This is a genomic window from Jiangella alkaliphila (assembly GCF_900105925.1).
In the GTDB taxonomy this organism is placed as follows: domain Bacteria; phylum Actinomycetota; class Actinomycetes; order Jiangellales; family Jiangellaceae; genus Jiangella; species Jiangella alkaliphila.
In genome coordinates this window covers 7,504,227-7,530,109 of sequence record NZ_LT629791.1, presented here as the reverse complement: position 1 = coordinate 7,530,109, position 25,883 = coordinate 7,504,227, and the positions used below count along the sequence as shown (strand labels likewise).

Genomic DNA, 25,883 nt, shown 5'->3' with positions numbered 1-25,883 from the left:
AGGGAAGGCTTCAGCATGACCACGTCCACTTACACCGTCGTCGGCATGACCTGCGACCACTGCGCAGGCTCGGTCCGCGAGGAGCTCGGCCGGCTCGACGGCGTCAGCCGCGTCGACGTCGACCTCGCCACCGGCAATGTCGACGTCACCAGCGCCGCGCCGCTCGACGGCGGCGACGTCAAGGTCGCGGTCGAAGAGGCCGGCTACCAGCTCGCCGGTTCCTGATCCCAACCACGGAGGTAGTGCCATGAACGCGCCGGCCAAACTCGGCGTCTACGCGCTGTGCCTCGCCGGCGCGTTCGGCCTGGCGGCCGGGGTCGGCCGCATCGTCGGCCCGATCGGCACGGACGAGGCAGCGCCCGCCGCGCACAGCGACGACGCCGGTCACGAGGAGGAGGCCGGCGGCCACGCCGAGTCCGCCGCCGACGCCGAAGGCGCCGAGCACCTGCCCGGCGGGCTGATGGTCTCCGACCGCGGCTACACGTTCGCCCTCGCCACCGACACGCTGGCGGCGGGCGAGGACCAGCAGCTCAGCTTCACCATCGACGGCCCCGACGGCGTCGTCACCGAGTTCGACGTCGAGCACGAGCAGGAGCTGCACCTCATCGCCGTCCGCCGCGACCTCACCGGCTACCAGCACGTCCACCCGGTCCGGGCCGCCGACGGCACCTGGTCCACGGCGCTGGACCTCACGCCCGGCGAGTGGAAGCTGTTCGCCGACTTCTCCACCCACGGCGAGGCGCTGACGCTCGGCACCGGCCTCTCCGTCCCCGGCGACTACCAGCCGGCCGCGCTCCCCGCCTCCAGCACCACGGCGGAGGTCGACGGGTACACCGTCACGCTCGACGCCCACCTGGACGCCGGCGAGGAGACCGAGCTCACCCTGAGCGTCAGCCGCGACGGCGTCCCGGTCACCGACCTCGAGCCGTACCTCGGCGCCTACGGGCACCTCGTGGCGCTGCGCGACGGCGACCTCGCCTACCTGCACGTCCATCCCGAGGGCGAGCCCGGCGACGGCGTCACGCCGCCCGGACCGGACGTCTCGTTCTTCGCCACCGCGGCGTCGGCCGCCGACTACCGGCTGTTCTTCGACTTCCAGCACGACGGCGTCGTCCGCACGGCCGAGTTCACCATCGCGGCGGAGGAGCACCCATGAGCATCGTCGACCTCGAGATCGGCGGCATGACCTGCGCGTCCTGCGCCAACCGGGTCGAGCGGAAGCTGAACAAGCTCGACGGCGTCACCGCCACCGTCAACTACGCGACCGAGAAGGCGCGGGTGACCTACGGCGAGGGCGTCGGCACCGACCGGCTGATCCAGGCGGTCGAGGCCGCCGGCTACACCGCGCGGGTGCCGCAGCCGACCCCGTCACCCCAGACCGAGGCCGCCGCCGACCCCGTCCGCACCCTCCGCGACCGGCTGATCCTGTCCGTCGTGCTCAGCGTGCCGGTCATCGTGCTCGCGATGGTGCCGGCCTGGCAGTTCGACTACTGGCAGTGGCTGTCGCTGACGCTGGCAGCGCCGGTGGTGCTGGGCGCCGGGCTCCCGTTCCACAAGGCCGCATGGACCAACCTGCGCCACGGCACCGCCACCATGGACACGCTCATCTCGATGGGCACGCTGGCCGCGCTCGGCTGGTCGGTGTACGCGCTGTTCCGCGGCACCGCCGGCATCCCGGGCATGACGCACCCGTTCGAGCTGACCATCGAGCGCAGCAGCGGCGCCGGCGAGATCTACCTCGAGGTCGCCGCGGGCGTCACGACGTTCATCCTGGCCGGGCGGTACTTCGAGGCCCGGTCGAAGCGACGGGCCGGCGCGGCGCTGCGGGCGCTGCTGGAGCTGGGCGCCAAGGAGGTCTCCGTCCTGCGTGACGGCGTCGAGCTGCGGGTCCCGGCCGGCGACCTCGCCGTCGGCGACCTGTTCGTGGTCCGGCCGGGCGAGAAGATCGCCACCGACGGCGTCGTCACCGAGGGCGCGTCGGCCGTCGACCGATCGATGCTCACCGGCGAGTCCGTCCCGGTCGAGGTGGCCGCGGGCGACGAGGTTGCCGGCGCCACCGTCAACGCGCACGGGCGGCTGGTCGTGCGGGCCACCCGGGTCGGCGCCGACACCCAGCTCGCGCAGCTGGCCAAGCTGGTCGAGGACGCGCAGAACGGCAAGGCCGAGGTCCAGCGGCTGGCCGACCGCGTGTCGGGCATCTTCGTGCCGATCGTCATCGGGCTGGCCGTCGCCACGCTGGGCTTCTGGCTGGGCACCGGCGGCGGGTCCGGGGCGGCGTTCGCGGCCGCCGTGGCGGTGCTGATCATCGCCTGCCCGTGCGCGCTCGGCCTCGCCACGCCGACGGCGCTGCTGGTCGGCACCGGGCGCGGCGCGCAGCTCGGCATCATCATCAAGGGCCCGCAGGTGCTGGAGTCGACCCGCCGCGTCGACACCGTCGTGCTGGACAAGACCGGCACGGTCACCACCGGCACGATGACGCTGGTCGAGGTCGTCACCGCCGACGGCGAGTCCGAGGACGACCTGCTGCGGCTGGCCGGCGCGCTCGAGGACGCCTCCGAGCACCCGATCGCCCGGGCCGTCGCCGACGGCGCCCGCTCGCGGGTCGGCGCGCTGCCCGCCGTCGAGGGCTTCCGCAACGTCGAGGGCCTCGGCGTCCAGGGCGTCGTCGACGGGCACGGCCTGCTGGCCGGCCGGCCGCGGCTGCTGGCCGACTGGTCGGTCGCGCTGCCCGCGGAGCTGACCGAGGCGATGGAGCGGGCCGAAGCCGCGGGCCGCACCGCCGTCGCCGTCGCGTGGGACGGCGCCGCGCGCGGCGTGCTCGTGGTCGCCGACGCCGTGAAGCCGACGTCGGCCGCCGCGATCGCGCGGCTGCGCGGGCTGGGGCTGACGCCGATTCTGCTGACCGGCGACAACGAGGCGACCGCCCGGACGGTGGCGCGCGAGGTCGACATCGACCACGTCGTCGCCGAGGTGCTGCCGGCCGACAAGGTCGACGTCCTCAAGCGGCTGCAGAGCGAGGGCAAGGTCGTCGCGATGGTGGGCGACGGGGTCAACGACGCCGCCGCGCTGGCCCAGGCCGACCTCGGCCTGGCGATGGGCACCGGCACCGACGTCGCGATCGAGGCGTCCGACCTCACGCTGGTCCGCGGCGACCTGAACGCGGCCGCCGACGCGATCCGGCTGGCCCGGCGCACGCTCACGACGATCAAGGGCAACCTGTTCTGGGCGTTCGGCTACAACGTCATGGCGCTGCCGCTGGCCGCGGCCGGGCTGCTCAACCCGATGCTGGCGGGCGCGGCCATGGCGTTCTCGTCGGTGTTCGTCGTGTCGAACAGCCTGCGGCTGCGCGGGTTCAAGGCAGCGGCCTGAGGTCGGTGCACTCGCGCAGGGCGGCCAGGTCGGCGGTCATCTGGTCGGCCTCGCCGCCCGACGCGAACGCCGGCAGCCCGTCGGCGCCGATCCGCGCGGGGGCCCAGCTGTCCGCCGTCACCGCGCCGTTCTCGACGGTCACCGTGAGTACGCCGGTCACGGTGGTCACCTCCCTCCGCTGCGTGTACCAGACGAAGTTGCCCAGCCCGTAGGCCACGTAGGCGTCGCCGGCCGGGGCCAGCCCGGTGCCCTGCAACTGGTGCGTGTGGGCGCCGACGACGACGTCCGCGCTCGCCGCCAGCGCTCCGGCCAGGGCGGTCTGCGACGGGCTCGGGCAGCTCTCGCCCTGGTTGCCCCAGTGCAGGTAGACCACGACGACGTCGGCCTGCGCGCGGGCGGCGTCGACGGCGGCCAGCAGCGCCGCCGGGTCGAGCGCCATCGCGACGCCGGCGGTCGTCTCGGTGGCGGCCCAGTGGCCGGTCGGATCGCCGGTCGGGTCGTCGGGCACGCTCGCCCCGATGACGGCGACCGTCGTGCCGCCGACCTCGCGGATCGCCGGGGTGAATGCCTCGGCGAGGTTCGCGCCGACGCCGACGACGTCCAGCCCCGGGGCGGTCGTGCGGGCGGCGAGCGTGTCGGCCAGGCCCTCCGGGCCGAAGTCCATGCCGTGGTTGTTCGCCATCGTCACGACGTCGACGCCGGCGGTCTGGAGCGCGGTGAGGGCGGACGGCGGTGCCTGGAAGGTGAACTCCTTGCCCGGCTCCGGCTCGCCGCTGGTCCCGACCGACGACTCCAGGTTGACGATCGTGAGGTCGGCCGCGCTCAGCTGCGGTGCGATCGGCGCCAGCGCCGTCGCCGGGTCGTCCAGCAGCGGACGCAGCTCGCCCTCGAAGTGGATGTCGCCGGCGAACGCCAGCGTGACGGGTCCCGGCGGCGGCGTGGGCGTCGGCGTGGGCGTCGAGGTGGGCGCGGGCGGAGTTGTGGCCGGCGTCGCCGAGGTCGGCGGAGCGGACGGTGCGCTGACCCCGTCATCGTCGTCGCCCGCACAGCCCGCGAGCACTACGACGGCCGCCACCGCCGCCGCGAGTGCCCTGCGCCCGTACATGGCACGAGCCTACGAGTGTGCTCACACCTTGGGTGGCGGAGAATCGTGCCGGAACTGTTTGACCCGCACCTCCCACGCACTGCGCCGGCGCTTCGCGTCGCGCCACGCGCGGTCGCGATGGTAGGTCTCCGGTGGCTTCGCGAGGCCGTAGCGGCTCGCCCACCAGTCGTCGGACGCTGGATCCAGGACCAGATCGAGGTGCGCCGGGAACACCTTCTCGCCACCGTCGCGCGTCTCGTCCCAGACGCGCATGGGTTCGATGACGTTGCCATCCGCGTCCGTCACGACGAGCAGCAGTTCGGCGACATCGACGATGCGGAGCAGTGTGGCGATGCTCGGCACGACACGTCCCGCCTCAAGTCGCGAGATGGTCGAATGCGAGACACAAATGCGCGCGGCCAGCTCGCGTTGGCTCAGATCGGCGAGGCGCCGTACCCGCCTGACGAGCCCCGGCAGTGTCGACTGCTCGATCCGCACCAGTGGCTCGTCATCTTCGGGCGGTTGGACTGGCGTCATGGGTCAAGCCTCGGGTGTCGTTGGTTGCTCCGCATGGCGCTGGACCTCGAATGTGGACAACCTTCCTGATCGGCTCGACCTGTGGACGGGCGGACCGTGGCCCGTCCGGAGGTCGCGTCGGGCGCTTTGCAATGAGCACCTATACGCACCGCCCACCGCCGGGGCTGCGTGGCCTGCCTGCGCGGGACGGGGGCGCACAGCACACCGTCTAGATCCAGTCGCGCTCGTCGTGACGTATCGCACCCGGCCTGCCTCGAGGCGACATGGTGCGTATAGGTGCTCATTGCAAAAGCGCGCAGGCCGGCAGGTCACCGAGCCCGCCGGCCGTCGGTCAGGCACGGCGTGTCGCGTCGTGCACAGTAGTGCGTAATGCATAATAGTCCGCCATGGACACCAGTCAGCTCCTCAAAGGAGTGCTCGACCTCGCCGTGCTCGCGGTGCTCCGCGAAGAGGACGGCTACGGCTACGACGTCGTGCGGCGGCTGCGCGCGGCCGGGCTGACGGAGGTCGGCGACGCCTCGGTCTACGGGACGCTGCGGCGGCTGTACCACGCCGGCGCGCTGACCACGTACGTCGTGCCCTCCGAGGAGGGCCCGCACCGCAAGTACTACAGCCTCAACGGCACCGGCCGCGACCTGCTGCGCCGATCGGCGAAGACGTGGCGCGAGTTCGCCGGGGTGCTGACGGAGCTGGTCGACCACGCCACCAAGGAGGCAGCGTGAGCAGCACCCGGGCGACGGCCCACCCGGCCGTCGCGACGTACCTCGCGGCGGTCCGCGACGAGCTCGGCGACCTGCCGGCCGACGAGCTCGCGGAGATCGCCGAGGACGTCCGCGACCACCTCGACCACGTCGCCGGCGAGTACGGCGACGACGTCACGATCGACGTGCTGATCGACCGGCTGGGCGCGCCGGCGGCGTACGCGGCGGAACTGCGGGCCGCGGCCGGGCTGCCGGAGCCGGCACCGGAACCCGCGCCGGTGCGGGTCGGCTTCGTGCGCCGGCTGCTGCGGTTCATGGTCGCGTTCTTCGGCTGGAGCGCCGTCGGCTTGGGCGCGCTGGCGTTCGTCGACACACTGTTCGGGCTGAGCGGCGCCCCGGCGTTCTTCGGCGTCCCGGCGATCGTCGCGGTCGTCCTCGCCGCGGCCGCCACCGTGCTCTTGGTGACCGGGCGCGACGACCCGGTCGGCGAATTGCGCCAGGTGCCGACAGCCGTGCTGCTGGCGCAGGTGGAGGAATGGGTGCGCAGCATGCCGTGGGGGCGGCCGGCGATCGAGCTGGTGACGTCGCTGCGCTCGGCCTGGTGGCTCGCGCGGGCCGTCGCGCTGGCGCTGATCGTGTTCGCCGTCTTCCGCAGCGCCCCGTTCAGCGTCGCGGTGTTCCTGCTCGCCGTCGTCGGGTCGGTGTGGCTGGGCCGGCGGACGGCGGCTGGCGAGGTCCGCGGGCCGCGGCTGGTCGCCGTTCAACTGGCCAACGCCGGCCTGGCGATCGGCGGCGTCGTCATGGCCGGCGTGGTGGCCGCCAACGGCACCTGGGACGGCGTGCAGTACGTCGACGGCGGCTACGACTACACCGGCCCGGCCATGGACGACGGCCCGATCTTCTACGGCGAGAACGGCACGCAGGTGACCAACATCTTCCCGTACGGCGCCGACGGCACGCTGCTGGAGAACGTCCGGCTCTACGACCAGGACGGCAACCCGATCAGCCTCGGCTGGTTCGAGGAGTGCTACGGGGGCGCCTACGACGAGCAGTCGTTCGTCGCCGCCAACCCCTGGGGCGACCACGTCTTCCCGCGGCCGACCGTCGAGGTGTCGCCGAACGGTGAGTGCGAGCAGCCGCACCTGAACGCGCCGTTCGGGCCGCAGCTCCCGGGCACGCCGACCGCGGGCACCGCGACGCCGGCGCCGGACCCGCTGAAGTGACCAGTCACACGCCGACCGGGTGCCAGACGGTCTTCGTCTCGAGGTAGGCGGTGATGCGCTCGAGGCCGGGCTCGACCAGCCAGTCGGGCTCGGCCGCGGGCGCGCGCACGACCCGCTTGAGGTTGTCGGCGGCGGCCAGTTCCAGCTCGCGGGCCCGCTCGGCGTCGCCCGCCGCGGCGGCGAGGTCGACGGCGTTGACGTCCATGTGCGCGGCCAGGATCGGCGCGGTGTCGGCCAGCGCGCCGGTGAGGATGTTCACCACGCCGCCGGGCACGTCGGAGGTCGCCAGCACCTCGGACAGCGTGATGGCCGGCAGCGGCCGGTCCGCCGACGCCGTCAGCACGACGGTGTTGCCGCCGACGATGGCCGGCGCCAGCACCGACACCAGGCCCAGCAGCGACGACCGCTGCGGCGCCAGCACCGCCACGACGCCGGTCGGCTCGGGCACGGAGAAGTCGAAGTACGGCCCGGCGACCGGGTTGCTCGACCCGACCACTTGGGCGATCTTGTCCGACCACCCGGCGTACCAGACCCAGCGGTCGATCGCCTCGTCGACCAGCGCCGTGGCCTTGGCGCGGGTGACGCCCTCGCCGGCCGCGACCTCGTCGACGAACTGGGCGTGCCGGCCCTCCATGACCTCGGCGACGCGGTAGAGCACCTGGCCGCGGTTGTACGCCGTCGCCCCGGACCAGCCGGTCAGCGCCTTGCGGGCGGCGACGACGGCGTCGCGGGCGTCCTTGCGCGAGGCCCAGGCGGCGTTGGCGAGGAACCTGCCCTTCGCGTCCACCACCTCGTAGGACCGGCCGGACTCCGAGCGCGGGAACTTGCCGCCGACGTACAGCTTGTAGGTCTTCTTCACAGCCAGCCGCTCGGCCATCAGTGCTCGCCCTTCAGGTATGCCAGCAGACCGTGCCGGCCGCCCTCGCGGCCGTAGCCCGACTCCTTGTAGCCGCCGAACGGCGACGTGGGGTCGAACCGGTTGAACGTGTTGGCCCAGACGACGCCGGCGCGCAGCTGCTGCGCCATGGACAGGATGCGCGAGCCCTTCTCCGTCCACACGCCCGCGGACAGCCCGTACGGCGTGTTGTTGGCCTTCTCGACCGCCTCGGCCGGGGTGCGGAACGTCAGCACCGACAACACCGGGCCGAAGATCTCCTCACGGGCGATGCGGTGCGCCTGGCTGACGCCGGTGAACAGCGTCGGCGGGAACCAGAAGCCGCGCTCGGGCAGCTCGCACTCGGGCGACCAGCGCTCGGCACCCTCGGCCTCGCCGACCTCGGACAGCTCGCGGATGCGGGCCAGCTGCTCGGCGGAGTTGATGGCGCCGATGTCGGTGTTCTTGTCCAGCGGGTCGCCGACGCGCAGTGTGCCGAGCCGCCGCTTCAGCCGGGTCAGGACCTCGTCGTACACCGACTCCTGCACCAGCAGCCGCGAGCCCGCGCAGCACACGTGGCCCTGGTTGAAGAAGATGCCGTTGACGATGCCCTCGACGGCCTGGTCGATGGGCGCGTCCTCGAACACGATGTTCGCGGCCTTGCCGCCCAGCTCGAGCGTCGCCTTCTTGGCCGTGCCGGCGACGCTGCGGGCGATCTGCTTGCCGACCTCGGTGGACCCGGTGAACGCGACCTTGTCGACGCCCGCGTGCTCGACCAGCGCGCGGCCGGTGTCGCCGGCGCCGGTGAGGATGTTGACGACGCCCGGCGGGAGGTCGGCCTGCTGGCAGATCTCCGCGAACAGCAGCGCCGTCAGCGGGGTGGTCTCGGCCGGCTTGAGCACGACGGTGTTCCCTGCGGCCAGCGCCGGCGCGATCTTCCACGACAACATGAGCAGCGGGAAGTTCCACGGGATGACCTGGCCGGCGACGCCGTGCGGCTTCGGGTCGGGGCCGGCGCCGGCCCACGCGAGCTTGTCGGCCCAGCCGGCGTAGTAGAAGAAGTGCGCCGCGACCAGGGGGATGTCGACGTCGCGTGACTCGCGGATCGGCTTGCCATTGTCGATCGACTCGAGGACGGCCAGCTCGCGGGCGCGCTCCTGGATGAGCCGCGCGATGCGGAACAGGTACTTGCCGCGGTCGCGCCCGGACAGCTTCGACCAGGTGTGATCGTAGGCGCGGCGGGCGGCCTGGACGGCGCGGTCGACGTCCTCGGCGCCGGCCGACGCGATCTCGGCCAGCACCTCCTCGGTGGCCGGATTGACCGACTTGAACATCGACCCGTCGACCGGCTCGACGAACTCGCCGTTCACGAACAGGCCGTACGAGCTCTTGATGTCGACGATGGCCCGCGACTCCGGCGCGGGCGCGTACTCGAACTTCGTCATGGTGCGCCTCAGTCCAGCGTGAAGTAGTCGGGGCCCGCGTAGCGGCCGGTGGCGAGCTTCTGCCGCTGCATGAGCAGGTCGTTCAGCAGGCTCGACGCACCCAGCCGGAACCAGTCGGGGTCGAGCCAGTCGTCGCCGGCGGTCTCGTTGACCAGGACCAGGTACCTGACGGCGTCCTTGCTGGTGCGGATGCCCCCGGCCGGCTTGACGCCGACCTGGCGGCCGGTCGTCTCGCGGAAGTCGCGGACCGCCTCGAGCATGACCAGCGTGACCGGCAGCGTCGCGGCCGGCGCGACCTTGCCGGTGCTGGTCTTGATGAAGTCGGCGCCGGCCAGCATGGCCAGCCAGGACGCGCGCCGGACGTTGTCGTAGGTGGCCAGCTCGCCGGTCTCGAGGATGACCTTGAGGTGGGCGTCGCCGGCCGCCTGCTTGACCGCGACGATCTCGTCGAACACCGCGCCGTAGCGCCCGCCCAGGAATGCGCCGCGGTCGATGACCATGTCGACCTCGTCGGCGCCGGCCGCGACCGCGTCGCGGGTGTCGGCCTCCTTGACCGCCAGGCTCGTGCGCCCGGACGGGAAGCCGGTGGCGACGCTGGCGACCTTGACGTCGGAGCCCTTCAGGGCCTCCTTGGCCGTCGCGACGAGGTCGGGATAGACGCAGACCGCCGCGACCGGCGGGACGGAGCGGTCGGACGGGTCGGGGCGCATGGCCTTCGCGCAGAGCGCCCGCACCTTGCCCGGGGTGTCCTGGCCCTCGAGCGTGGTGAGGTCGATCATCGAGATGGCGAGGTCGATGGCGTACTGCTTGGCCGTGGTCTTGATGGACCGCGTGGCCAGCGTGGCCGCCCGAGCGTCGGCGCCGGTCTGGTCGACCCCCGGCAGGCCGTGCAGGAAGCGGCGCAGCGTCGCCTCGGAGGAGGCGCTGTCGGGCAGTGAGCTTCGCGCGTCGTCGAGCATGGTCACGCACAGAGTCTAGTCGCGCAGGCGATGGCGGTAGCGCAGCGGCGACTCGCCGACCTCCCGCTTGAACGCGGTGCTGAACGCGCTCTCCGACGCGTAGCCCAGGTCGAAGGCCAGCGACCCGACGCGGACGTCGTCATCGCGGAGTGCCCGCTGGGCCAGCAGCATCCGCCAGCGGTTCAGGTAGGTCAGCGGCGGCACGCCGGAGACGCTGCGGAACCGCTCCGCGAACGTGGTCCGCGACATCGCCGCGGCCCGGGCCAGTTCCTGCAGGCCCCACCGCCGCCCCGGCTCGGCGTGCATCAGGCCCAGCGCCGGCCGCAGCCGCTCGTCGGCCAGCAGCCGCAGCCAGCCCGGCGGCGGCTCGGCCTGGCCGACGTAGGCGCGCAGCACCTCGAGCAGCAGCAGCTGGCCGTGCTGCCGGACCGCGAACGCGGAGCCGATGCGGTACTCGGTCAGCTCGCCGACCAGCCGGTAGAGGCTGCCGCGCAGGTTGGCCGCCGCCGTGCCTGACCCGCGGACGTGCGCGACCGGCGGGAGCGCCTGCAGCAGCAGCGCCCGGCCGGCCGGGTTGAGGTCGACGTGGCCTCCGACGACGACGTCCGCGCCGGCCCCGTGGGCGCCGAGCAGGTGGATGGACGTGAAGTCCGCCTCCGGCGTCACCTCGCGGGGCGGCCCGTCGCCGCTGCCGCCCTCGGCCGTGAGCCAGGTCCGGTCGTTGAGGACGGCGACGTCGCCCGCCTCGAGCTGGAGCGGTTCGTCGAGACCGTCGGTGCTCAGCCGGGCCCGGCCGCTCACCATGGCGAAGAACTTCAGCCCCTCGATCGCCGCGCGCGAGGCCCAGGGGCCCTGGACCGCGAACCCGCCCGACACCACGCCGCGCACCTCGACGAGGTCGAACACCTCGGACAACTGGTCGTCCGCCACCTCCGTACTATCGCGCAAGAAATACGGATCGACAAGTATTCAGAGTCCGGCCGTGCGGGCGCAGCCTGGAGGCATGACACACAAGCAGCACCTCATCGGAACCGGGTTCACCGCCGCCTCGACCGCCGACGACGTCCTCAAGGGCATCGACCTGACCGGCACGAACGCCGTCGTCACCGGCGGCCACGCCGGGCTCGGCCTGGAGATCACCCGGGCGCTCAGCAAAGCCGGCGCCTCGGTCACCGTCGCCGCGCGCAACCCCGGCCGCGCCGCGTCGCCGCTGGCCGGGATCGAGCGGGTCGACGTCGGCCGGCTCGACCTGCTGGACCCGGCGTCCATCGACGCCTTCGCCGCCGGCTACCTCGGCTCCGGCCGGCCGCTGCACGTCCTGCTCAACAACGCCGGCATCATGGGCGGCCCGCTGGTCCGCGACGCCCGCGGTTACGAGTCGCAGTTCGCGACCAACCACCTGGGCCACTTCCAGCTCACCCTCGGCCTGCTGCCAGCGCTGCGCGCCGCGCACGGCGCGCGGGTCGTCAACACGACTTCCGGGGGTCACCGGCTGTCCGACATCCGCTGGGACGACCCGCACTTCGCCAGCGGCTACGACGACCTGGGCCTGCTCGGCTACGGCCAGTCCAAGACCGCGAACGTCCTGTTCGCCGTCGAGCTGGACCGCCGCTGGGCCGGCGACGGGATCCGCGGCTACGCGGCGCACCCGGGCATCGTCGTGACGACGAACCTGGGGCCGTGGCGGGCCGAGGGCGAGGCGCGGCCGGAGTTCCTCAGCGACGACCAGCTGCGCGCCATGGGGCTGCTGGACGAGTCGGGCCGCCCGGTCGTCGACCCCGACCGGGAGATGAAGACCCCGCAGCAGGGCGCCAGCACCCCGGTGTTCGGCGCGACCAGCCCGCTGCTGGCCGGCATCGGCGGCGTCTACCTCAAGGACAACGACGTCTCGCCGCTGGACACGCCCACGCAGATCGACTTCGGCGCGAGCGAGGACGTCCGCTCCGACGTCGTGCCGTACGCCGTCGACCCCGAGTCGGCACGGCGGCTGTGGACGCTGAGCGAGCGGCTGCTCGAGGCCTAGCCTGCCTGGTCGGCGGTGGTGTATACGTATACACCATGAGGACACTCAAGGACCGCTCCGCCGCCGTCGACCGCAGCGCCGACGCCGCCGCCGTCACGGCCACCGTCGCGCGCATGCTGGCCGAGATCGAGACCGGCGGCGACGCCGCCGTCCGCACCTACTCCGAGCAGCTGGACTCGTGGTCGCCGCCCTCGTTCCGGCTGTCCGGCGAGGAGATCGAGAAGATCGTCGCGACGGTGCCGGAGCAGGCGCTGGAGGACATCCGGTTCGCGCAGGCGCAGGTGCGCGGGTTCGCCGAGCGGCAGCTGGCGTCGTTGCGGGAGTTCGAGGTCGAGACGCTGCCGGGCGTGTTCCTGGGGCAGAAGCACCTGCCGATCGCGTCCGTCGGCGCCTACATCCCGGGCGGGCGCTACCCGCTGACCGCGTCGGCGCACATGACCATCGTGACGGCGAAGGTCGCCGGCGTGCCGCGGGTGGCCGCCTGCACGCCGCCGATCCGCGGCGAGATCCCGGCCGCCACCATCGCGGCGATGTCGCTGGCCGGCGCCGACGAGATCTACCTGCTCGGCGGCGTCCAGGCGATCGGCGCGCTCGCGCTGGGCACCGAGACGGTCCCGCCGGTCGACCTCGTCGCCGGGCCGGGCAACGCGTACGTCGCGGAGGCGAAGAAGCAGCTCTACGGCCGGGTCGGGCTGGACCTGTTCGCCGGGCCGACGGAGATCCTGGTGCTCGCCGACGAGACCGCCGACCCGTTCACCGTCGCCGTCGACCTGCTGTCGCAGGCCGAGCACGGGCCGGACTCGCCCGCCGTCCTCATCACGACCAGCGAATCGGTGGCGCGGGCGGCGATCGCGCACGTCGAGGAGATCCTGCCCGGCATGCCGACGAAGGACATGGCCGAGCCGGCCTGGCGCGACTACGGCGAGGTGCACGTCGCCTCCTCGCTGGACGAGGCGTACGCGCTGGTCGACGAGCGGGCGTTCGAGCACGTCGAGGTGCTGACGGCGAACCCGCGGGCGGCGCTGTCGCGGCTGCGCAACTACGGCAGCCTGTTCCTCGGCGCGCTGACGACGGTGTCGTACGGCGACAAGGTCATCGGCACCAACCACGTGCTGCCGACGCGCGGTGCGGCTCGCTACACCGGCGGGCTGTGGGTCGGGAAGTACCTCAAGACGGTGACGTACCAGGAGATCACCGACCCGGCGTCCAGCGCCCTGCTCGGCGAGGTCTGCGGCCGCGCGTCGCGGGTCGAGCTGTTCGAGGGGCACGCCCGCTCCGGCGACATCCGCACGGCCGCCCACACCGGCGGGTCGCTGACGTGGACAGATCACGCGTTCGGGGGCGTGCGAGACTGACCGGCATGGCGAAGCCGGGCGGTCGCGGACGCCCGCCCACCAGCGTCGACATCGCGCGGGCGGCGGGCACCTCGCAGGCGACGGTGTCGCGTGCGCTCAACGGCGGCCGGGTCGCGGCGGCCACCCGCGACCGGATCCTGGCGATCAGCCGGGAGCTCGGCTACACCCCGAACGCCGCCGCCCGCAGCATGGTGACCAGCCGGACCGGGTTGGTCGGGGTGGTCGTGTCAGACCTCACCAACCCGTTCTACCCGGAGTTCCTCGAAGAGATCGCCGCCGCCGTCGCCGCCCGGGGGCAGCACATGCTGCTGCAGAACGCCGGTTCGGTCGAGCTGCTGCTCCAGCAGCGGGTCGACGGCATCGTGTTCACCGCCGCGGTCGAAGGCTCCGCCGAGGTCGCGGACCTGGCGGCCCGCCGGTTCCCGGTGGTGCTGGCCAACCGTGTGGTCGACGCGGGCTGCGACAGCGTCGAAGGGGACCATCCGGCCGGCGCCGCCGCGGTCGTCGACCACCTGGCCGAGCTGGGGCACCGGCGCATCGCCGTCCTCGCCGGACTGCCCGGCGCGAGCACGTCGGCGCGGCGGCTCGACGGGATCGGCCGGCGGCTGGCCGAGCGCGGGTTGCCGCCGCCCGACGTGCGGGAGACGGGTTTCGACTACGACCGCGCCGTCGACGCCGCGACCGACCTGCTCACCGCCGCGGCGCCGCCGACGGCGATCGTCGGGCTCAACGACCAGGTCGCGTTCGCCGTCCTCAACGCGGCCGCCGCCCTTGGCGTCGCGGTGCCGGGTGAACTCTCCGTGGCCGGCTTCGACGACGTGCGCCAGGCGGCCTGGCCGACGCTCGGGCTGACGACGGTGCGCCAGCCGCTCGCCGCGATGGCCGCCCGGTCCGTCGCGCTGCTGAACGAGCGCATCGACGAGCCGGGCCTGCCGCCGCGGCACGAGGTGCTGCCGGCCGACCTGATCGTCCGCAGAACAACAGGTCCCGTACGGACCTGACGCAATCCTTCCGGCCGGTTTCCGCGTACTCCACGCGACGCACTCCGACCGAGGAGGTTCGACCATGCACGTCCGCAGGCGTCTCATCGCATTGGTCGCAGGGCTGGCCGCCGGGTTGTCACTGGGCCTCACCGGGCCTGCGACGGCGACGGCGGGGTCCGCGCCACCGACCCCGTTCAACTTCTACGTCAACAACGTCACCGCCACGCAGGTGTCGATGCAGTGGTCGCCCGGGTACCTCACCGAGCCGACCAGGTGGCGGGTCTACCAGAACGACGTGCTGGTGACCACGAGCTTCGGCAGCGCCTACGTCGCCCGGAACCTCGTGCCGGGGCAGACGTACGGCTTCCGGATCGTCGCGGTCGACGCGTCCGGCGACGTCGCGGCACCGACTCGCACGATCACCGTCACGACCCGCGGCCCCGGCGTGCAGCCAGGAGCGCCGTCCGGCCTGCGCACCACCGAGGTGTCGCCGGCCCGGGTGCTGCTGGAGTTCGACCGCCCCGGCGACGAGTTCGACGTCGGCGCATATCAGGTCTTCGACGGGTCGACGCTGGTCGCCTGGGCGGCCGCGCCGTTCGCGCAGCCGACGGCGACCGTGACGATCCGGCAGCTGACGCCGGGCAGCACGCACCACTACACCGTCCGCGCCAGCCGGAGCAGCGGCCTGTCGGCGCCGACGAACACGCTCACGGTCACGACGCCGACGACCACCGACGTCACGCCGCCGGGCACGCCGTCCGGGCTGGCCGGCCGGATCGTCCGCTACACCTGCGACAACGCCGCGCTCACGTGGACACCGTCGACGGACGACCGGGACGCGCCCGGCGCGATCGACTACGAGGTGTTCGGCAACGGCCGGATCATCTCGGTCGCGCGCGGCACCGGCGCCACGACCGTGTGGCTGCCCGACCTCGGCGCGAACACGGTCAAGGTGCGCGCCGTAGACAGTTCGGGCAACGCGTCCGCCTTCAGCAACGCGATCACGCTGACGGTGGACCCGGCCTGCGAGCCCTAGGCGCTCTCGACACGGATGCTCCCGCCGAACATCGTGCCGGTCACGGTGACCACATGCGTCACCGTGCCCGGCACGGCGCGCCGGGAGGCGTGGTCGCGGATCCGTCCGCCGGCCGCCGCGACCCCGCTCAAGTCCACCGCGACCCCCGGCGGCACCGTCAGCCGCAACCGTCCGCCGGCCGTCGAGATGCGCAGCGTGCTCTGCCCGCCCTCCGGGAGCCGCGCCACGGTGTAGTCCAGCCGGGCCGAGCCGCCCATCATGGCGAGCTCGATGACGCGCGGCACGGTCCACGCGCCCTCGCGGCGCAGCCGCTGGCCGGCCACCTCCCACCGCACGATCTCGTCGGCCGGCGGCGCTGCCGGAACCGCCGGCGCCGGCGCGGGCGGTGCGACCGGCGCGACCGGCAGGCCCTCTGTCAGCGGCTCCAGGTCGGCGAAGGTGCGCGCGGTGAGCGCCCGCTCCACCCGCTCCTCCAGCTCCTCGGTGTCCAGCCGTCCGTCCGCGGCCGCGTCGCGCAGGATCTCGACCATCCGGTCGCGGTCGGCGTGCGAGACCCGCATCAGGCTCGCGTCGCGCTCGGCCGGGCCGCGCGGCTCCTCGGTGCTCATACCGGCTCAGCCTCCAGGCCCAGCGCGGCGGCGACGTCGGCGCGGACGGCGGCCAGCCGCTCGCGGGCGACGGCGCGAGCGGTGCCGACGTCGCCGTCGCCGACCGGCACCACGACCTCGAGGTAGCACTTGAGCTTCGGCTCGGTCCCGCTCGGCCGGACGACGGCGCGGGTGGCGTCGGCGGTCAGGTAGCGCAGGCCGTCGGTGGGTGGCAGGCCGCCGTCGCCGGCCAGCAGGTCGTCCGCCGTCACGACCTCGGACCCGCCCAGCGACGGCGGTGACGCCGAGCGCAGCCGGGCCATCGCGCCGGCGATCAGCGACAGGTCGTCGACGCGGACGGACAGCTGGTCGGTGGCGTGCAGGCCGTGCGCCACGGCGAGATCGTCGAGCAGGTCCCACAGCGTCCGGCCGGCCGCCTTCGCCTGTGCCGCCAGCTCGGCCACCAGCACGGCCGTCGAGATGCCGTCCTTGTCGCGCACCGACTCAGGGTCGACGCAGTAGCCCAGCGCCTCTTCGTAGCCGAACGTGAGGCCGGGCACCCGGGAGATCCACTTGAACCCCGTGAGGGTCTCCTCGTGCGACAGCCCGAGCGCGGCCGCGATGCGCCCGAGCAGCCGCGACGACACGATCGAGTTGGCCAGCACGCCGGTCCGCCCGCGCCGGGCGAGATGCTCGCCCAGCAGCCCCCCGACCTCGTCGCCGTGCAACATCCGCCACTCGCCGCCGGCGTCGGGCAGCGCGACCGCGCACCGGTCCGCGTCGGGGTCGTTGGCGATGACGACGTCCGCGCCGACCCGCCGCGCCAGCGCCAGCGCGAGGTCGATGGCGCCGGGTTCCTCGGGGTTGGGGAACGCGACGGTGGGGAAGTCGGGGTCGGGCTCGGCCTGCTCGGCGACGGTGTGCAGGTCGGTGAAGCCGGCCCGGATCAGCGCCTCGCCGGCCGTCACGCCGCCGACGCCGTGCAACGACGTGTGCACGATGCGCAGGTCGCGGGGGCCGCCAGGCTCGGCCACCCCCGCGGCGGCCGCCAGGTACGCCGTCACGACCTCCTCGCCGATCTCCGCCCAGCCCGACTCCGTCCGCGGGACCGAGGCGACGGAGTCGACGGCGTCGATGTGCGCGGCGATCTCGGCGTCGGCGGGGGCGACCAGTTGCGAGCCGCCGTCGGGGCCGCCGAGGTACACCTTGTAGCCGTTGTCCTGCGGCGGGTTGTGGCTGGCCGTCACCATGACGCCGGCGTCGGCGGACAGGTGGCGCACCGAGAACGCGAGCACCGGCGTCGGCAGCAGCCGCGGCATGACCAGCGCCTCGATGCCGGCCGCGGTCAGGACGGCGGCAGTGTCGGTGGCGAAGTCGTACGACCGGTACCGGGCGTCGTAGCCGACGATCACGCGGTGCCGTGCGCCATTCACCGGCGTGCGGGCCGCCAGCAGGAAGGCGGCGAGGCCGGCGGCGGCGCGGATGACGACGGCGCGGTTCATCCGGCTCGGGCCGGCGCCGATGGCGCCGCGCAGCCCGGCGGTGCCGAACTGCAGGATGCCGGCGAACCGGTCGGAGAGGTCCGCGGCGGCGTCGGTGTCACCGGCCACGGCGGCGTCGAGCACCGCCTGCAGCTCCGCCCGGGTGGCCGGGTCGGGGTCGTCGGCCAGCCAGGCGCGGGCCTGCTCGAGCACGTCGGTCATCGCGTGACCTTCCCTTCTCACGGGGCGGACACAGCGCCGCACCGTGTTCAGGAGATCCTAGGAGCATGCAGGTCTCCATCCTCGGGCCGGTGCGCGTCGGCGCGGCCGGTGAGATCCCCGGCGCCGGCGTGCGCGCGCTGCTCGCGCGCCTGGCGCTGGCGCCCGGCCGGGTGGTCGGGGTCGAGACGATCGTCGACGACCTGTGGGCCGGCCGCCCCGCCAACCCCGCCAACGCCGTGCAGGCGGCGGCGTCGCGGCTGCGCAAGGCGCTGAACGGGCACCCGGTGACGGTCGATGCGGCGGCCGGCGGGTACCGGCTCGCGGTCGGCCGCGACGACGTCGACGCCGCCGTGGCCGACGTCCTGCTGGCGTCCGCGACGGCGGCGCTGCGCGACGGCGACCCCGAGGCGGCGGCGGCCGACGCCACGCGGGCGCTGGACCTGTGGCGCGGCGAGCCGCTGGCCGACGTCGGCGACGCGCCGTTCGCATCGGTCGAGGCGGCCCGGCTCGGCACGTTGCGGCTGGACCTGCGCCGCGCCCGCATCGAGGCCGACCTGCGCCGCGGCGCCCACGCCGACCTCCCGGCCGAGCTGGTCGCGCTGGTCGACGACCACCCGCTCGACGAGGCGCTGCTCGGCCAGCTGATGCGCGCGCTGGTCGCGACCGGGCGGCCGGCCGAGGCACTGGCCGCCTACGAGGACGGACGCGAACGGCTCGCGGAGGCGTTCGGCGCCGACCCCGGGCCGCAGCTGCGCGACGTCCACCTGGCGGTGCTGACGCACGAGTTGCCTGAGCAGGCCGGTCCGAGCGTGCGGGCGCCGCGGCTGCGCCGGTCGGCGACGCCGCTGCTGGGCCGCGACGACGAGCTGGCGTGGGTCGAGCGGCTGCTGGAGGACACCCGGCTGATCACGCTGCTGGGTCCCGGCGGCGTCGGCAAGACCCGGTTCGCCACCGAGCTGGGGCTGCGGTGGCTGAACCGGATGAGCCGGCCGGTGCACCTCGTCGAGCTGGCCGGCCTGCGCGACGACGCCGACGTGCTGCCCGCGGTGCTGGCCGCGCTGGGCGTCCGCGAGGCCAGCCTGATGGAGCGCGGCACGTACCAGCTGTCGCGGTCGCCGATCGAGCGGCTGCGCGACATGCTGGCCGACAGCGACGCGTTGATCATCGTCGACAACTGCGAACACCTGGTCGACGCCGTCGCACAGGTCGTGCACGAGATCGTGACGGCGTCGGAGCTGGTCAGGGTGGTGGCGACCAGTCGGACGCCGCTGGCCGTCGACGGCGAGGTCGTGCACCCGCTGCCCGCGCTGGCGCTGCCGCCGGACGGCGACGGCGCGCTGGACTACCCGGCCGTGCGGCTGTTCCACGACCGCGCCAAGGCGGCCCGGCCGGCCGCGCACCTGGACCCGGCCGTCGTCGTGGACGTCTGCCGGCACCTCGACGGCCTGCCGCTGGCGATCGAGCTGGCCGCGGCGAAGGTGCGGTCGATGTCGGTGGAGCAGCTCGCCGCCCGGCTCGATGACCGGTTCGGGCTGCTGGTCGGCGGCCCGCGCTCGGCGCCGGAACGACACCGCACGCTGCTGGCCGTCGTCCGCTGGAGCTGGGAGCTGCTGGACGCGACCGAGCAGGCGGTGCTGCGCAGGCTGGCCGTGCTGCCGGGCGGGGCCGACGCGGCGACCGCGGCCGCCGTCTGCGGGTTCGGGACGGCCGGTGGGGCGCCGGTCGACGCCGCCGCCGTCGACGCCGCGCTGGCCGGGCTGGCCGACCAGTCGCTGCTGGTGGTCGACGAGTCCGGCGGGACGGTCCGGTTCCGGCTGCTGGAGACCGTCCGCGAGTTCGCCGACGCCGAGCTCGAAGCCGCGGGCGAGCGGGCGGCGGCGACGGCCGGGCTGGTCGCCTGGGCGGTCGACCTCGCCATCCGGGCCGAGCCGCACCTGCGCGGCAGCGGCCAGGTCGAGTGGTTCGGCGTGCTGGCGGCCGAGCACGACAACCTGGTCGCCGGGCTGCGGGCCGCCATCGACGCCGGCGACACCCCGTCCGCCTACTCCATCGCGTTGACCATGTGCTGGTACTGGGCCGCGCTCGGCCTGCACTTCGAGGTGGCTGGCTGGGGCGAGCAGCTGATCCGCATGGACGGCGCGGCCGACCCCAGCACCGCCGCCGTCCTCTACACGCTCATCGTCCCCAACTCGCTGGTCGCCGGGCCGACGCGGATGGGCGTGGGGTTCATCCGGCGGCTGCGGCGGCTGGTGCGCGGCGACGTGGAGCTGACCCCGCTGGCACGGGCGTTCGGCGAGCTGCTGCTCGCCGCGATGAACGGGCGGCCGGCCCAGCTGGAGCGGGCCCGCGTGGTCGTCGAGGCGTCCGGCGAGCCGTGGGTGCGGGCCATGGGTGCGCTGTTCTTCAGCATGATGGCCGACAACGAGGGTGAGCGGGAGCGGTCGCGCCGGCTGGCCCAGGAGGCGCGCGCGGGGTTCGCGGCGCTCGGCGACCGGTGGGGCCTGGCGATGACCTCGATGACCCTGGGCATGACGGAGGCGGCCGACGGCGACAGCGCCACGGCCGTGAAGCTGCTGGACGAGGCGGTGCTCGGCTTCGACGTCCTCGGCGCGGGCGACGACGGCCGCCAGGTTCAGCTGCTGCGCGCGATCGTGCGGGTCCGTGCCGGTGACGTCGCGGGCGGGGTGGCCGAGCTGACGGCGATGCTGGAGCGCTACCCGAACGACCCCGAGGTCGCCACCATGGCCGAGACCGGGCTGGCCGAGGCGGCGGCGCACCTCGGCGACGTCATGTCCATGCTGGCGCACTATGACGTCGCGGTGGCGGCGGCCCGGTCCGAGGAGATCGGCGGGCCGCCGCAGCTGCGGGTCATGGCGCTGGCCGGCGCGGCCGTCGCCCGGCTGCGGGTCGGTCGCGACGACATCGACGACCTGCTGACCGGCGCGTTCGACCTCGCCCTCGCCGACGGCGACCGTCCGGTCATCGGCATCGTCGCCATCGTGTACGGGCGGCTGGCGCTGGTCCGCGGCGACGGCGCCCGCGCGGCCCGGCTGATCGCGCTCGGCCGCCGCATCGGCGCCGTGGAGCTGCTCGGCGACGTCCGCCACCCGGCGCTCGTCGACCTCCCCGAGCCCGACGAAAAGCTGCTGGCGGCCGAGCGGGACCGCGCCCGCGATCTCACCGCCATCGCCGCGGTGCGCGAGATCGGGGCGCTGGTCCTGGGTGAGCGTGGCGTCACGCCTTCCGGCGATACGCCTGCACCGTGAGCGGGGCGAACACCGCGACCAGCACCGCGCAGCCGATCAGCGACCAGGCGATCGCGCCGGCGTCCGGGCTGCCCGCCATCAGCCCGCGGACCGCCGTGACCAGGTGCGACACCGGGTTGACGTCGACCCAGCTGCGCAGCCAGCTGGGCATGGTCGACGGGTCGACGAACACGTTGCTGGCGAACGTCAGCGGGAACATCGCCAGCATGCTGACGCCCTGCACCGCGCCGGCCGAGCGCATGACCAGCCCGAGGAAGGCGAAGATCCAGCTCAGCGAGAACGCGAACACCAGCACCATCAGGCAGGCGGCGACCACCTCGAGCACGGTGCCGTCCGGCCGGAAGCCCATCGCCATGCCGACGGCGAGGCAGACGGCGGCCGCCACGACGTAGCGGATGCTGTCGGCCAGCAGTGCGCCGACCAGCGCCGCTGGCCGCCAGATCGGCAGCGACCGGAACCGGTCGAAGATGCCCTTGCCGATGTCGGTGTTCAGCGAGATGCCGGTGTACAGCGACGCCATCACGACGGTCTGCACGAGGATGCCGGGCAGCACGAACTGCAGGTACTCCGTCGTGCTGCCGGAGACCGCGCCGCCGAACAGGTAGACGAACATCACGATGAAGATCACCGGCTGGAACGTCACGTCGAACAGCTGCTCCGGGATGCGGCGGATCTTCAGCACGCTGCGCCAGCCCAGCGTCAGGCTGGCCGACAGCGCACTCGGCGGCTCCGGCCGGTCGACCCGGGCGGCGGCGATGGTGCGGACCGGCCGCTCGACGGCGGCGGTCTCGGTGGTGGTGGTCATGCGGCGGTCCTCTCGGTGTCGTCGTCCTCGGCCGCGTGGCCGGTCAGGGTGAGGAAGACCTCGTCCAGGCTGGGGCGTTGCACCCCGATCTCGTCGATGCCGACGCCCTCGGCGCGCAGCCGGAGCATCAGGTCGGCGACGAGGTCGGGGTCGGCGACCGGAGCCGTGATGACGCCGGCCTCCGGGGTGCGGCGCGGGGTGGTGTCCAGCGTCAGCGCGACCAGCCGCTCGGCGAGATCGCACTGCGCCTCGTCCGCCAGGCGCAGGTGCAGCGAGCTGCGGCCCACGGACGCCTTGAGGTCGGTGCTGGTGCCTTCGGCGATGACGGTGCCGCGGTCGATGACGGCGATCCGGTCGGCCAGCTGGTCCGCCTCGTCGAGGTACTGGGTGGTGAGCAGGACGGTCGTGCCGCCGGCGACGAGGTCGCGGACGATGTCCCAGACCTGCCCGCGGCTGCGCGGGTCCAGACCGGTCGTCGGCTCGTCCAGGAACAGCACGTCCGGCGTGACGACGATGCTGGCCGCGAGGTCGATGCGTCGTCGCATGCCGCCGGAGAAGTGCTTGACCGGCCGGCTCGCGGCCTCGGTGAGGTCGAAGCTCTCCAGCAGCTCGGCCGCTCGGCGCTTCGACTGCGCGCGGCTCAGCCCGACCAGCCGCGACTGCAGCACCAGGTTCTCGGTGCCGGTCAGGTCCTCGTCGACCGAGGCGTACTGCCCGGTCAGGCCGATCAGCCGCCGCACCTGGTCGGCGTCGTCGACGACGTCGTGGCCCAGCACCCGCGCGCTGCCACCGTCGGGGCGCAGCAGGGTGGTGAGCATGCGGACGGTCGTGGTCTTGCCGGCCCCGTTCGGCCCGAGGACCCCGTACACGGTGCCGGCGCGGACGGCGAGGTCGACGCCGTCGACGGCGCGGTTCTCGCCGAACGTCTTGACCAGGCCGTGCGCCTCGATGGCCAGTGTGGGCATGCGTTCCTCCTGCGGTTCTTGGGCACGGTTGTGCTCGAGAACCAGACTCGGAGACGCGGCTGACCGGCCGCTGACAGTCCGCTGACGACGTCGCGTCAGGCTGTCAGAGCTTGGCGACGACCGCCGCGAGGAGCGCGCTGATGCGGGGACCGGCGGCCTGACCTGCCTCGATGACCTCGGCGTGGCTCAGCGGCGTCGCGCTGATGCCGGCGGCGAGGTTGGTGACCAGCGAGACGCCGAGCACCTCGAGGCCGGCCTCGCGCGCGGCGATGGCCTCCAGCGCCGTCGACATGCCGACGAGGTCGCCGCCGACGCGCTGCGCCATGCGGACCTCGGCCGGGGTCTCGTAGTGCGGGCCGCGGAACTGGACGTAGACGCCCTCGGGCAGGCTCGGGTCGATCTCGCGGGCGACGGCGCGCAGCCGGCTGGAGTAGAGGTCGGTGAGGTCGACGAAGTTCGCCCCCTCGACCGGCGAGGTGGCCGTCAGGTTGATGTGGTCGCTGATCAGCACCGGCGTGCCCGCTGTCCACTCCTCACGCAGTCCGCCGCAGCCGTTCGTCAGCACCAGCGTCCGCGCGCCCGCCGCTGCCGCCGTCCGCACACCGTGCACGACGGCGCGCACGCCGCGGCCCTCGTAGAGATGGGTGCGGGCGCCGAGGACGAGCGCGTGCTTGCCGCTGCCGTGGACGCGGATGGAGCGCAGGGTGCCGACGTGGCCGACGACCGCCGGCGCGGCGAAGCCGGGGACCTCGGTGCTGGGCAGCTCGGCGACGGTCTCGCCGATGAGGTCGGCCGCGCCGCCCCACCCGGACCCCAGCACCAGCGCGATGTCGTGTCGCTCGACGCCGGTGGCCGCGGCCAGGTGCTCGGCCGCGGCCTGCGCGGCGGCCCGCGGATCGTCCAGCAGCTCGGTCACCGGCCGACCCTACCGCGCGGTGCCGCGGCGGATGCCGTCGATGCTGACGCCGCGCCAGGTGAGGACGGCTATCAGGATGGCCGCGGCGGTGATGGCGATGTCGGCGATGTTGCCCACGAACAGGCCGCCGTAGTCGATGAAGTCGACGACGTGCCCCTCGGGGAAGCCAGGATCGCGGAACAGCCGGTCGATCAGATTGCCGAACGCGCCGCCGAGCAGCAGCCCGAGCGCGATCGCCCACGCCGTCGAGCCCAGCTTCGCCGACGCCCGGATCACCGCCGCGATCACCGCGACCACGATCAGCGTCAGCAGCCACGTCATGCCGGTCGCGATCGAGAACGCCGCGCCGGAGTTGTAGAGCAGCCGCAGCTGCAGCAGGTCGCCGACGATCTCGATCGGCTCCCGGCCGGCCAGCTCGTTCTCGGCCCACCACTTCGTCAGCTGGTCGACCGCCGTCACGACGACGGTGAGGGCGGCGAGCCGGCCGATCAGCCGCCAGTTGACCGGTGCGGGCGTTGCGGGCGCCGCGTCGCCGGCCGCGGGATCGTCGCCGGCCGCGGGGTCGGGTGTGGTCGGCACGGTGTAAGGGTGCCATGCCGGTCGGCGACCTCCGAGCACCGGGCGGGCGACGCGGCGTCGCCGGGTACGCGACAATGGCCGCGTGACACGTGTGGCGATTCTCGGCGGCGGACCCGGCGGCTACGAGGCGGCGCTGGTGGCGGCGCAGCTCGGAGGTGAGGTCACGCTGGTCGATCGCGACGGCGTCGGCGGCTCGGCCGTGCTCACCGACTGCGTGCCCAGCAAGACCCTCATCGCGACCGCCGAGGTGGTCAGCGACGCCGCGGAGTCGGCGGAGCTGGGTGTCGAGCTGGGCGACGACTCCGTCGGTGTCGACCTGCGGCGGGTCAACCGGCGGGTGCTCGACCTCGCCAAGGCGCAGTCGGCCGACACCACGGCGGCGGTCGAGAAGGCCGGCGTGCGGATCCTGCGCGGCGCCGGCCGGCTGGCGCCCGGCGACCGCGTCGTCGTCGACGACGGCGCCCACGAGTTCGTCGCCGACGTCGCGCTGCTGGCCACCGGCGCGCGGCCGCGCATCTTGCCCGAGGCCGAGCCCGACGGCGAGCGGATCCTCACCTGGGAGCAGGTCTACGACCTCGACGAGCTGCCGTCGCACCTGGTCGTCGTCGGGTCGGGCGTCACCGGTGCTGAGTTCGCCAGCGCCTACAACGCCCTCGGCTCCGACGTCACGCTGGTGTCGTCGCGCGACCGCGTCCTGCCCGGCGAGGACGCCGACGCCGCGTACGTCTTGGAAGAGGTGTTCGCGCGGCGCGGGCTGAACGTACTGTCGCGGTCGCGCGCGGCCTCGGTACGGCGCGACGACGACGGCGGCGGCGTGATCGTCGAGCTGACCGACGGGCGGACGGTGCATGGCTCGCACTGCCTGATGGCGGTCGGGTCGGTGCCGAACACCGAGGGTCTGGGGCTGTCCGAGTGCGGCGTCGCCCTCGACGACCGCGGTTTCGTCAAGGTCGACCGCGTCTCCCGCACGTCCGCCCGCGGCGTCTACGCGGCCGGCGACGTCACTGGCGTCAACATGCTTGCGTCGGTGGCGGCCATGCAGGGGCGAACGGCGATGTGGCACGCCCTCGGTGACGCCGTGTCGCCGCTGAACCTCAAGACCGTCGCCGCGAACGTCTTCACCGACCCCGAGATCGCCACCGTCGGCTGGAGCCAGGCCGCCGTCGACGCCGGCGACATCGACGCCGTCGCCGTCAAGCTGCCGCTGGCCACCAACGCGCGGGCGAAGATGCTGGGCATCCGCGACGGCTTCGTGAAGCTGTTCTGCCGGCCCGGCACCGGCATCATCGTCGGCGGCGTCGTGGTGGCGCCGCGGGCCAGCGAGCTGATCCACCCCATCTCACTCGCCGTCGAGGCGTCCCTCACCGTCGACCAGATGGCCCGCGCCTTCACCGTCTACCCGTCGCTGTCGGGGTCGGTGGCCGAGGCGGCACGGCAGCTGCACCGCCGCGACTGAGCCACCGCGACCGAGCC

23 protein-coding genes are annotated in these 25,883 nt (G+C 73.8%); 11 read left to right on the top strand and 12 right to left on the bottom strand.

Going from position 1 to position 25,883, the window contains the following annotated elements; translation table 11 throughout:
• Positions 1–15: 15 nt before the first annotated feature.
• The 3 genes from BLV05_RS34495 to BLV05_RS34485 are packed head-to-tail and all read left to right on the top strand — an operon-like array spanning position 16 to position 3,369.
• Positions 16–225 (top strand): heavy-metal-associated domain-containing protein, encoded by a 210-nt coding sequence (locus BLV05_RS34495; RefSeq protein ID WP_046768927.1) that lies wholly within the window; start codon positions 16–18, stop codon positions 223–225.
• A gap of 22 nt (positions 226–247) precedes the next feature.
• Positions 248–1,156, top strand: a complete 909-nt coding sequence (locus BLV05_RS34490) for a hypothetical protein (protein ID WP_046768926.1) — start codon at positions 248–250, stop codon at positions 1,154–1,156.
• Positions 1,153–3,369: a heavy metal translocating P-type ATPase gene (locus tag BLV05_RS34485; protein ID WP_046768925.1), complete on the top strand. Its 2,217-nt coding sequence runs from the start codon at positions 1,153–1,155 to the stop codon at positions 3,367–3,369. The genes BLV05_RS34490 and BLV05_RS34485 overlap by 4 nt, the downstream gene beginning before the upstream one ends.
• Here BLV05_RS34485 and BLV05_RS34480 read toward each other — a convergent pair.
• Positions 3,353–4,474, bottom strand: a complete 1,122-nt coding sequence (locus tag BLV05_RS34480; protein ID WP_046768924.1) for a CapA family protein — start codon at positions 4,472–4,474, stop codon at positions 3,353–3,355. The genes BLV05_RS34485 and BLV05_RS34480 overlap by 17 nt on opposite strands.
• 21 nt (positions 4,475–4,495) lie before the next feature.
• On the bottom strand, positions 4,496–4,951 hold the full coding sequence (locus BLV05_RS34475) for a helix-turn-helix domain-containing protein (RefSeq protein WP_160312746.1): 456 nt from the start codon (positions 4,949–4,951) through the stop codon (positions 4,496–4,498).
• A 425-nt stretch (positions 4,952–5,376) separates the two neighbouring features.
• Here BLV05_RS34475 and BLV05_RS34470 point away from each other — a divergent pair, with 425 nt between their 5' ends.
• Both BLV05_RS34470 and BLV05_RS34465 read left to right on the top strand, forming a co-directional pair.
• Complete coding sequence (locus tag BLV05_RS34470; RefSeq protein WP_046768923.1) at positions 5,377–5,712, top strand: PadR family transcriptional regulator; 336 nt, start codon at positions 5,377–5,379, stop codon at positions 5,710–5,712.
• The gene (locus tag BLV05_RS34465) at positions 5,709–6,914 is read left to right on the top strand and encodes an HAAS signaling domain-containing protein (protein ID WP_046768922.1); all 1,206 of its coding nucleotides are present in this window, start codon (positions 5,709–5,711) and stop codon (positions 6,912–6,914) included. The genes BLV05_RS34470 and BLV05_RS34465 overlap by 4 nt, the downstream gene beginning before the upstream one ends.
• A 4-nt stretch (positions 6,915–6,918) precedes the next feature.
• Here BLV05_RS34465 and BLV05_RS34460 read toward each other — a convergent pair whose 3' ends face one another.
• The 4 genes from BLV05_RS34460 to BLV05_RS34445 are packed head-to-tail and all read right to left on the bottom strand — an operon-like array spanning position 6,919 to position 11,122.
• Complete coding sequence (locus BLV05_RS34460; protein ID WP_046768921.1) at positions 6,919–7,791, bottom strand: aldehyde dehydrogenase family protein; 873 nt, start codon at positions 7,789–7,791, stop codon at positions 6,919–6,921.
• Positions 7,791–9,233, bottom strand: coding sequence for an aldehyde dehydrogenase family protein (locus tag BLV05_RS34455; protein WP_046768920.1), 1,443 nt, complete (start codon positions 9,231–9,233; stop codon positions 7,791–7,793). The genes BLV05_RS34460 and BLV05_RS34455 overlap by 1 nt, the downstream gene beginning before the upstream one ends.
• Positions 9,234–9,241: 8 nt before the next feature.
• Positions 9,242–10,192, bottom strand: a complete 951-nt coding sequence (deoC, locus tag BLV05_RS34450) for a deoxyribose-phosphate aldolase (RefSeq protein WP_046769018.1) — start codon at positions 10,190–10,192, stop codon at positions 9,242–9,244.
• A 15-nt stretch (positions 10,193–10,207) separates the two neighbouring features.
• Positions 10,208–11,122, bottom strand: coding sequence for an AraC family transcriptional regulator (locus BLV05_RS34445; RefSeq protein ID WP_046768919.1), 915 nt, complete (start codon positions 11,120–11,122; stop codon positions 10,208–10,210).
• A 73-nt stretch (positions 11,123–11,195) separates the two neighbouring features.
• Here BLV05_RS34445 and BLV05_RS34440 point away from each other — a divergent pair, with 73 nt between their 5' ends.
• The 4 genes from BLV05_RS34440 (at position 11,196) to BLV05_RS34425 (ending at position 15,589) form a co-directional block, all read left to right on the top strand.
• Positions 11,196–12,215: an SDR family NAD(P)-dependent oxidoreductase gene (locus BLV05_RS34440; RefSeq protein WP_046768918.1), complete on the top strand. Its 1,020-nt coding sequence runs from the start codon at positions 11,196–11,198 to the stop codon at positions 12,213–12,215.
• Between the two features lie 35 nt (positions 12,216–12,250).
• Positions 12,251–13,570: a histidinol dehydrogenase gene (gene hisD, locus BLV05_RS34435; RefSeq protein ID WP_046768917.1), complete on the top strand. Its 1,320-nt coding sequence runs from the start codon at positions 12,251–12,253 to the stop codon at positions 13,568–13,570.
• A gap of 5 nt (positions 13,571–13,575) precedes the next feature.
• Positions 13,576–14,571 (top strand): LacI family DNA-binding transcriptional regulator, encoded by a 996-nt coding sequence (locus BLV05_RS34430; protein WP_046768916.1) that lies wholly within the window; start codon positions 13,576–13,578, stop codon positions 14,569–14,571.
• Between the two features lie 64 nt (positions 14,572–14,635).
• Entirely contained in the window at positions 14,636–15,589 is a 954-nt protein-coding gene (locus BLV05_RS34425; protein WP_152690759.1) for a fibronectin type III domain-containing protein, read from the top strand.
• On the opposite strand, the gene BLV05_RS34420 is transcribed toward BLV05_RS34425, so the two are convergent.
• Together BLV05_RS34420 and BLV05_RS34415 are read right to left on the bottom strand one after the other, a co-directional pair.
• Positions 15,586–16,197 (bottom strand): DUF1707 SHOCT-like domain-containing protein, encoded by a 612-nt coding sequence (locus BLV05_RS34420; RefSeq protein WP_052762481.1) that lies wholly within the window; start codon positions 16,195–16,197, stop codon positions 15,586–15,588. The two genes, BLV05_RS34425 and BLV05_RS34420, sit on opposite strands and share 4 nt — an antisense overlap.
• On the bottom strand, positions 16,194–17,879 hold the full coding sequence (locus BLV05_RS34415) for a phospho-sugar mutase (RefSeq protein WP_046768914.1): 1,686 nt from the start codon (positions 17,877–17,879) through the stop codon (positions 16,194–16,196). The genes BLV05_RS34420 and BLV05_RS34415 overlap by 4 nt, the downstream gene beginning before the upstream one ends.
• A gap of 65 nt (positions 17,880–17,944) precedes the next feature.
• Here BLV05_RS34415 and BLV05_RS34410 point away from each other — a divergent pair, with 65 nt between their 5' ends.
• Complete coding sequence (locus BLV05_RS34410; RefSeq protein ID WP_052762480.1) at positions 17,945–21,145, top strand: BTAD domain-containing putative transcriptional regulator; 3,201 nt, start codon at positions 17,945–17,947, stop codon at positions 21,143–21,145.
• Here the strand turns inward: BLV05_RS34410 and BLV05_RS34405 are convergent.
• From BLV05_RS34405 to lspA, 4 genes are all read right to left on the bottom strand, one after another.
• Entirely contained in the window at positions 21,114–21,950 is an 837-nt protein-coding gene (locus tag BLV05_RS34405; protein WP_046768913.1) for an ABC transporter permease, read from the bottom strand. The genes BLV05_RS34410 and BLV05_RS34405 overlap by 32 nt on opposite strands.
• Positions 21,947–22,915 (bottom strand): ATP-binding cassette domain-containing protein, encoded by a 969-nt coding sequence (locus tag BLV05_RS34400; protein WP_046768912.1) that lies wholly within the window; start codon positions 22,913–22,915, stop codon positions 21,947–21,949. The genes BLV05_RS34405 and BLV05_RS34400 overlap by 4 nt, the downstream gene beginning before the upstream one ends.
• Positions 22,916–23,018: 103 nt before the next feature.
• Entirely contained in the window at positions 23,019–23,831 is an 813-nt protein-coding gene (locus BLV05_RS34395) for a purine-nucleoside phosphorylase (protein WP_046768911.1), read from the bottom strand.
• A 9-nt stretch (positions 23,832–23,840) separates the two neighbouring features.
• Entirely contained in the window at positions 23,841–24,410 is a 570-nt protein-coding gene (gene lspA / locus BLV05_RS34390) for a signal peptidase II (RefSeq protein WP_046768910.1), read from the bottom strand.
• Between the two features lie 82 nt (positions 24,411–24,492).
• Here lspA and BLV05_RS34385 point away from each other — a divergent pair, with 82 nt between their 5' ends.
• Positions 24,493–25,866 (top strand): NAD(P)H-quinone dehydrogenase, encoded by a 1,374-nt coding sequence (locus BLV05_RS34385; RefSeq protein ID WP_046768909.1) that lies wholly within the window; start codon positions 24,493–24,495, stop codon positions 25,864–25,866.
• Positions 25,867–25,883: the final 17 nt, after the last annotated feature.

Bases quoted from the DNA above. Each gene is read 5' to 3' on its own strand.
- BLV05_RS34410 (WP_052762480.1), top strand. From the start codon at position 17,945: ATGCAGGTCTCCATCCTCGGGCCGGTGCGCGTCGGCGCGGCCGGTGAG.
- BLV05_RS34400 (WP_046768912.1), bottom strand. From the start codon at position 22,915: ATGCCCACACTGGCCATCGAGGCGCACGGCCTGGTCAAGACGTTCGGC.
- BLV05_RS34480 (WP_046768924.1), bottom strand. From the start codon at position 4,474: ATGTACGGGCGCAGGGCACTCGCGGCGGCGGTGGCGGCCGTCGTAGTG.
- BLV05_RS34495 (WP_046768927.1), top strand. From the start codon at position 16: ATGACCACGTCCACTTACACCGTCGTCGGCATGACCTGCGACCACTGC.
- BLV05_RS34485 (WP_046768925.1), top strand. From the start codon at position 1,153: ATGAGCATCGTCGACCTCGAGATCGGCGGCATGACCTGCGCGTCCTGC.
- BLV05_RS34470 (WP_046768923.1), top strand. From the start codon at position 5,377: ATGGACACCAGTCAGCTCCTCAAAGGAGTGCTCGACCTCGCCGTGCTC.
- BLV05_RS34440 (WP_046768918.1), top strand. From the start codon at position 11,196: ATGACACACAAGCAGCACCTCATCGGAACCGGGTTCACCGCCGCCTCG.
- BLV05_RS34415 (WP_046768914.1), bottom strand. From the start codon at position 17,879: ATGACCGACGTGCTCGAGCAGGCCCGCGCCTGGCTGGCCGACGACCCC.
- BLV05_RS34455 (WP_046768920.1), bottom strand. From the start codon at position 9,233: ATGACGAAGTTCGAGTACGCGCCCGCGCCGGAGTCGCGGGCCATCGTC.
- deoC (WP_046769018.1), bottom strand. From the start codon at position 10,192: ATGCTCGACGACGCGCGAAGCTCACTGCCCGACAGCGCCTCCTCCGAG.
- BLV05_RS34405 (WP_046768913.1), bottom strand. From the start codon at position 21,950: ATGACCACCACCACCGAGACCGCCGCCGTCGAGCGGCCGGTCCGCACC.
- BLV05_RS34430 (WP_046768916.1), top strand. From the start codon at position 13,576: ATGGCGAAGCCGGGCGGTCGCGGACGCCCGCCCACCAGCGTCGACATC.
- BLV05_RS34490 (WP_046768926.1), top strand. From the start codon at position 248: ATGAACGCGCCGGCCAAACTCGGCGTCTACGCGCTGTGCCTCGCCGGC.
- hisD (WP_046768917.1), top strand. From the start codon at position 12,251: ATGAGGACACTCAAGGACCGCTCCGCCGCCGTCGACCGCAGCGCCGAC.
- BLV05_RS34425 (WP_152690759.1), top strand. From the start codon at position 14,636: ATGCACGTCCGCAGGCGTCTCATCGCATTGGTCGCAGGGCTGGCCGCC.
- BLV05_RS34420 (WP_052762481.1), bottom strand. From the start codon at position 16,197: ATGAGCACCGAGGAGCCGCGCGGCCCGGCCGAGCGCGACGCGAGCCTG.
- BLV05_RS34460 (WP_046768921.1), bottom strand. From the start codon at position 7,791: ATGGCCGAGCGGCTGGCTGTGAAGAAGACCTACAAGCTGTACGTCGGC.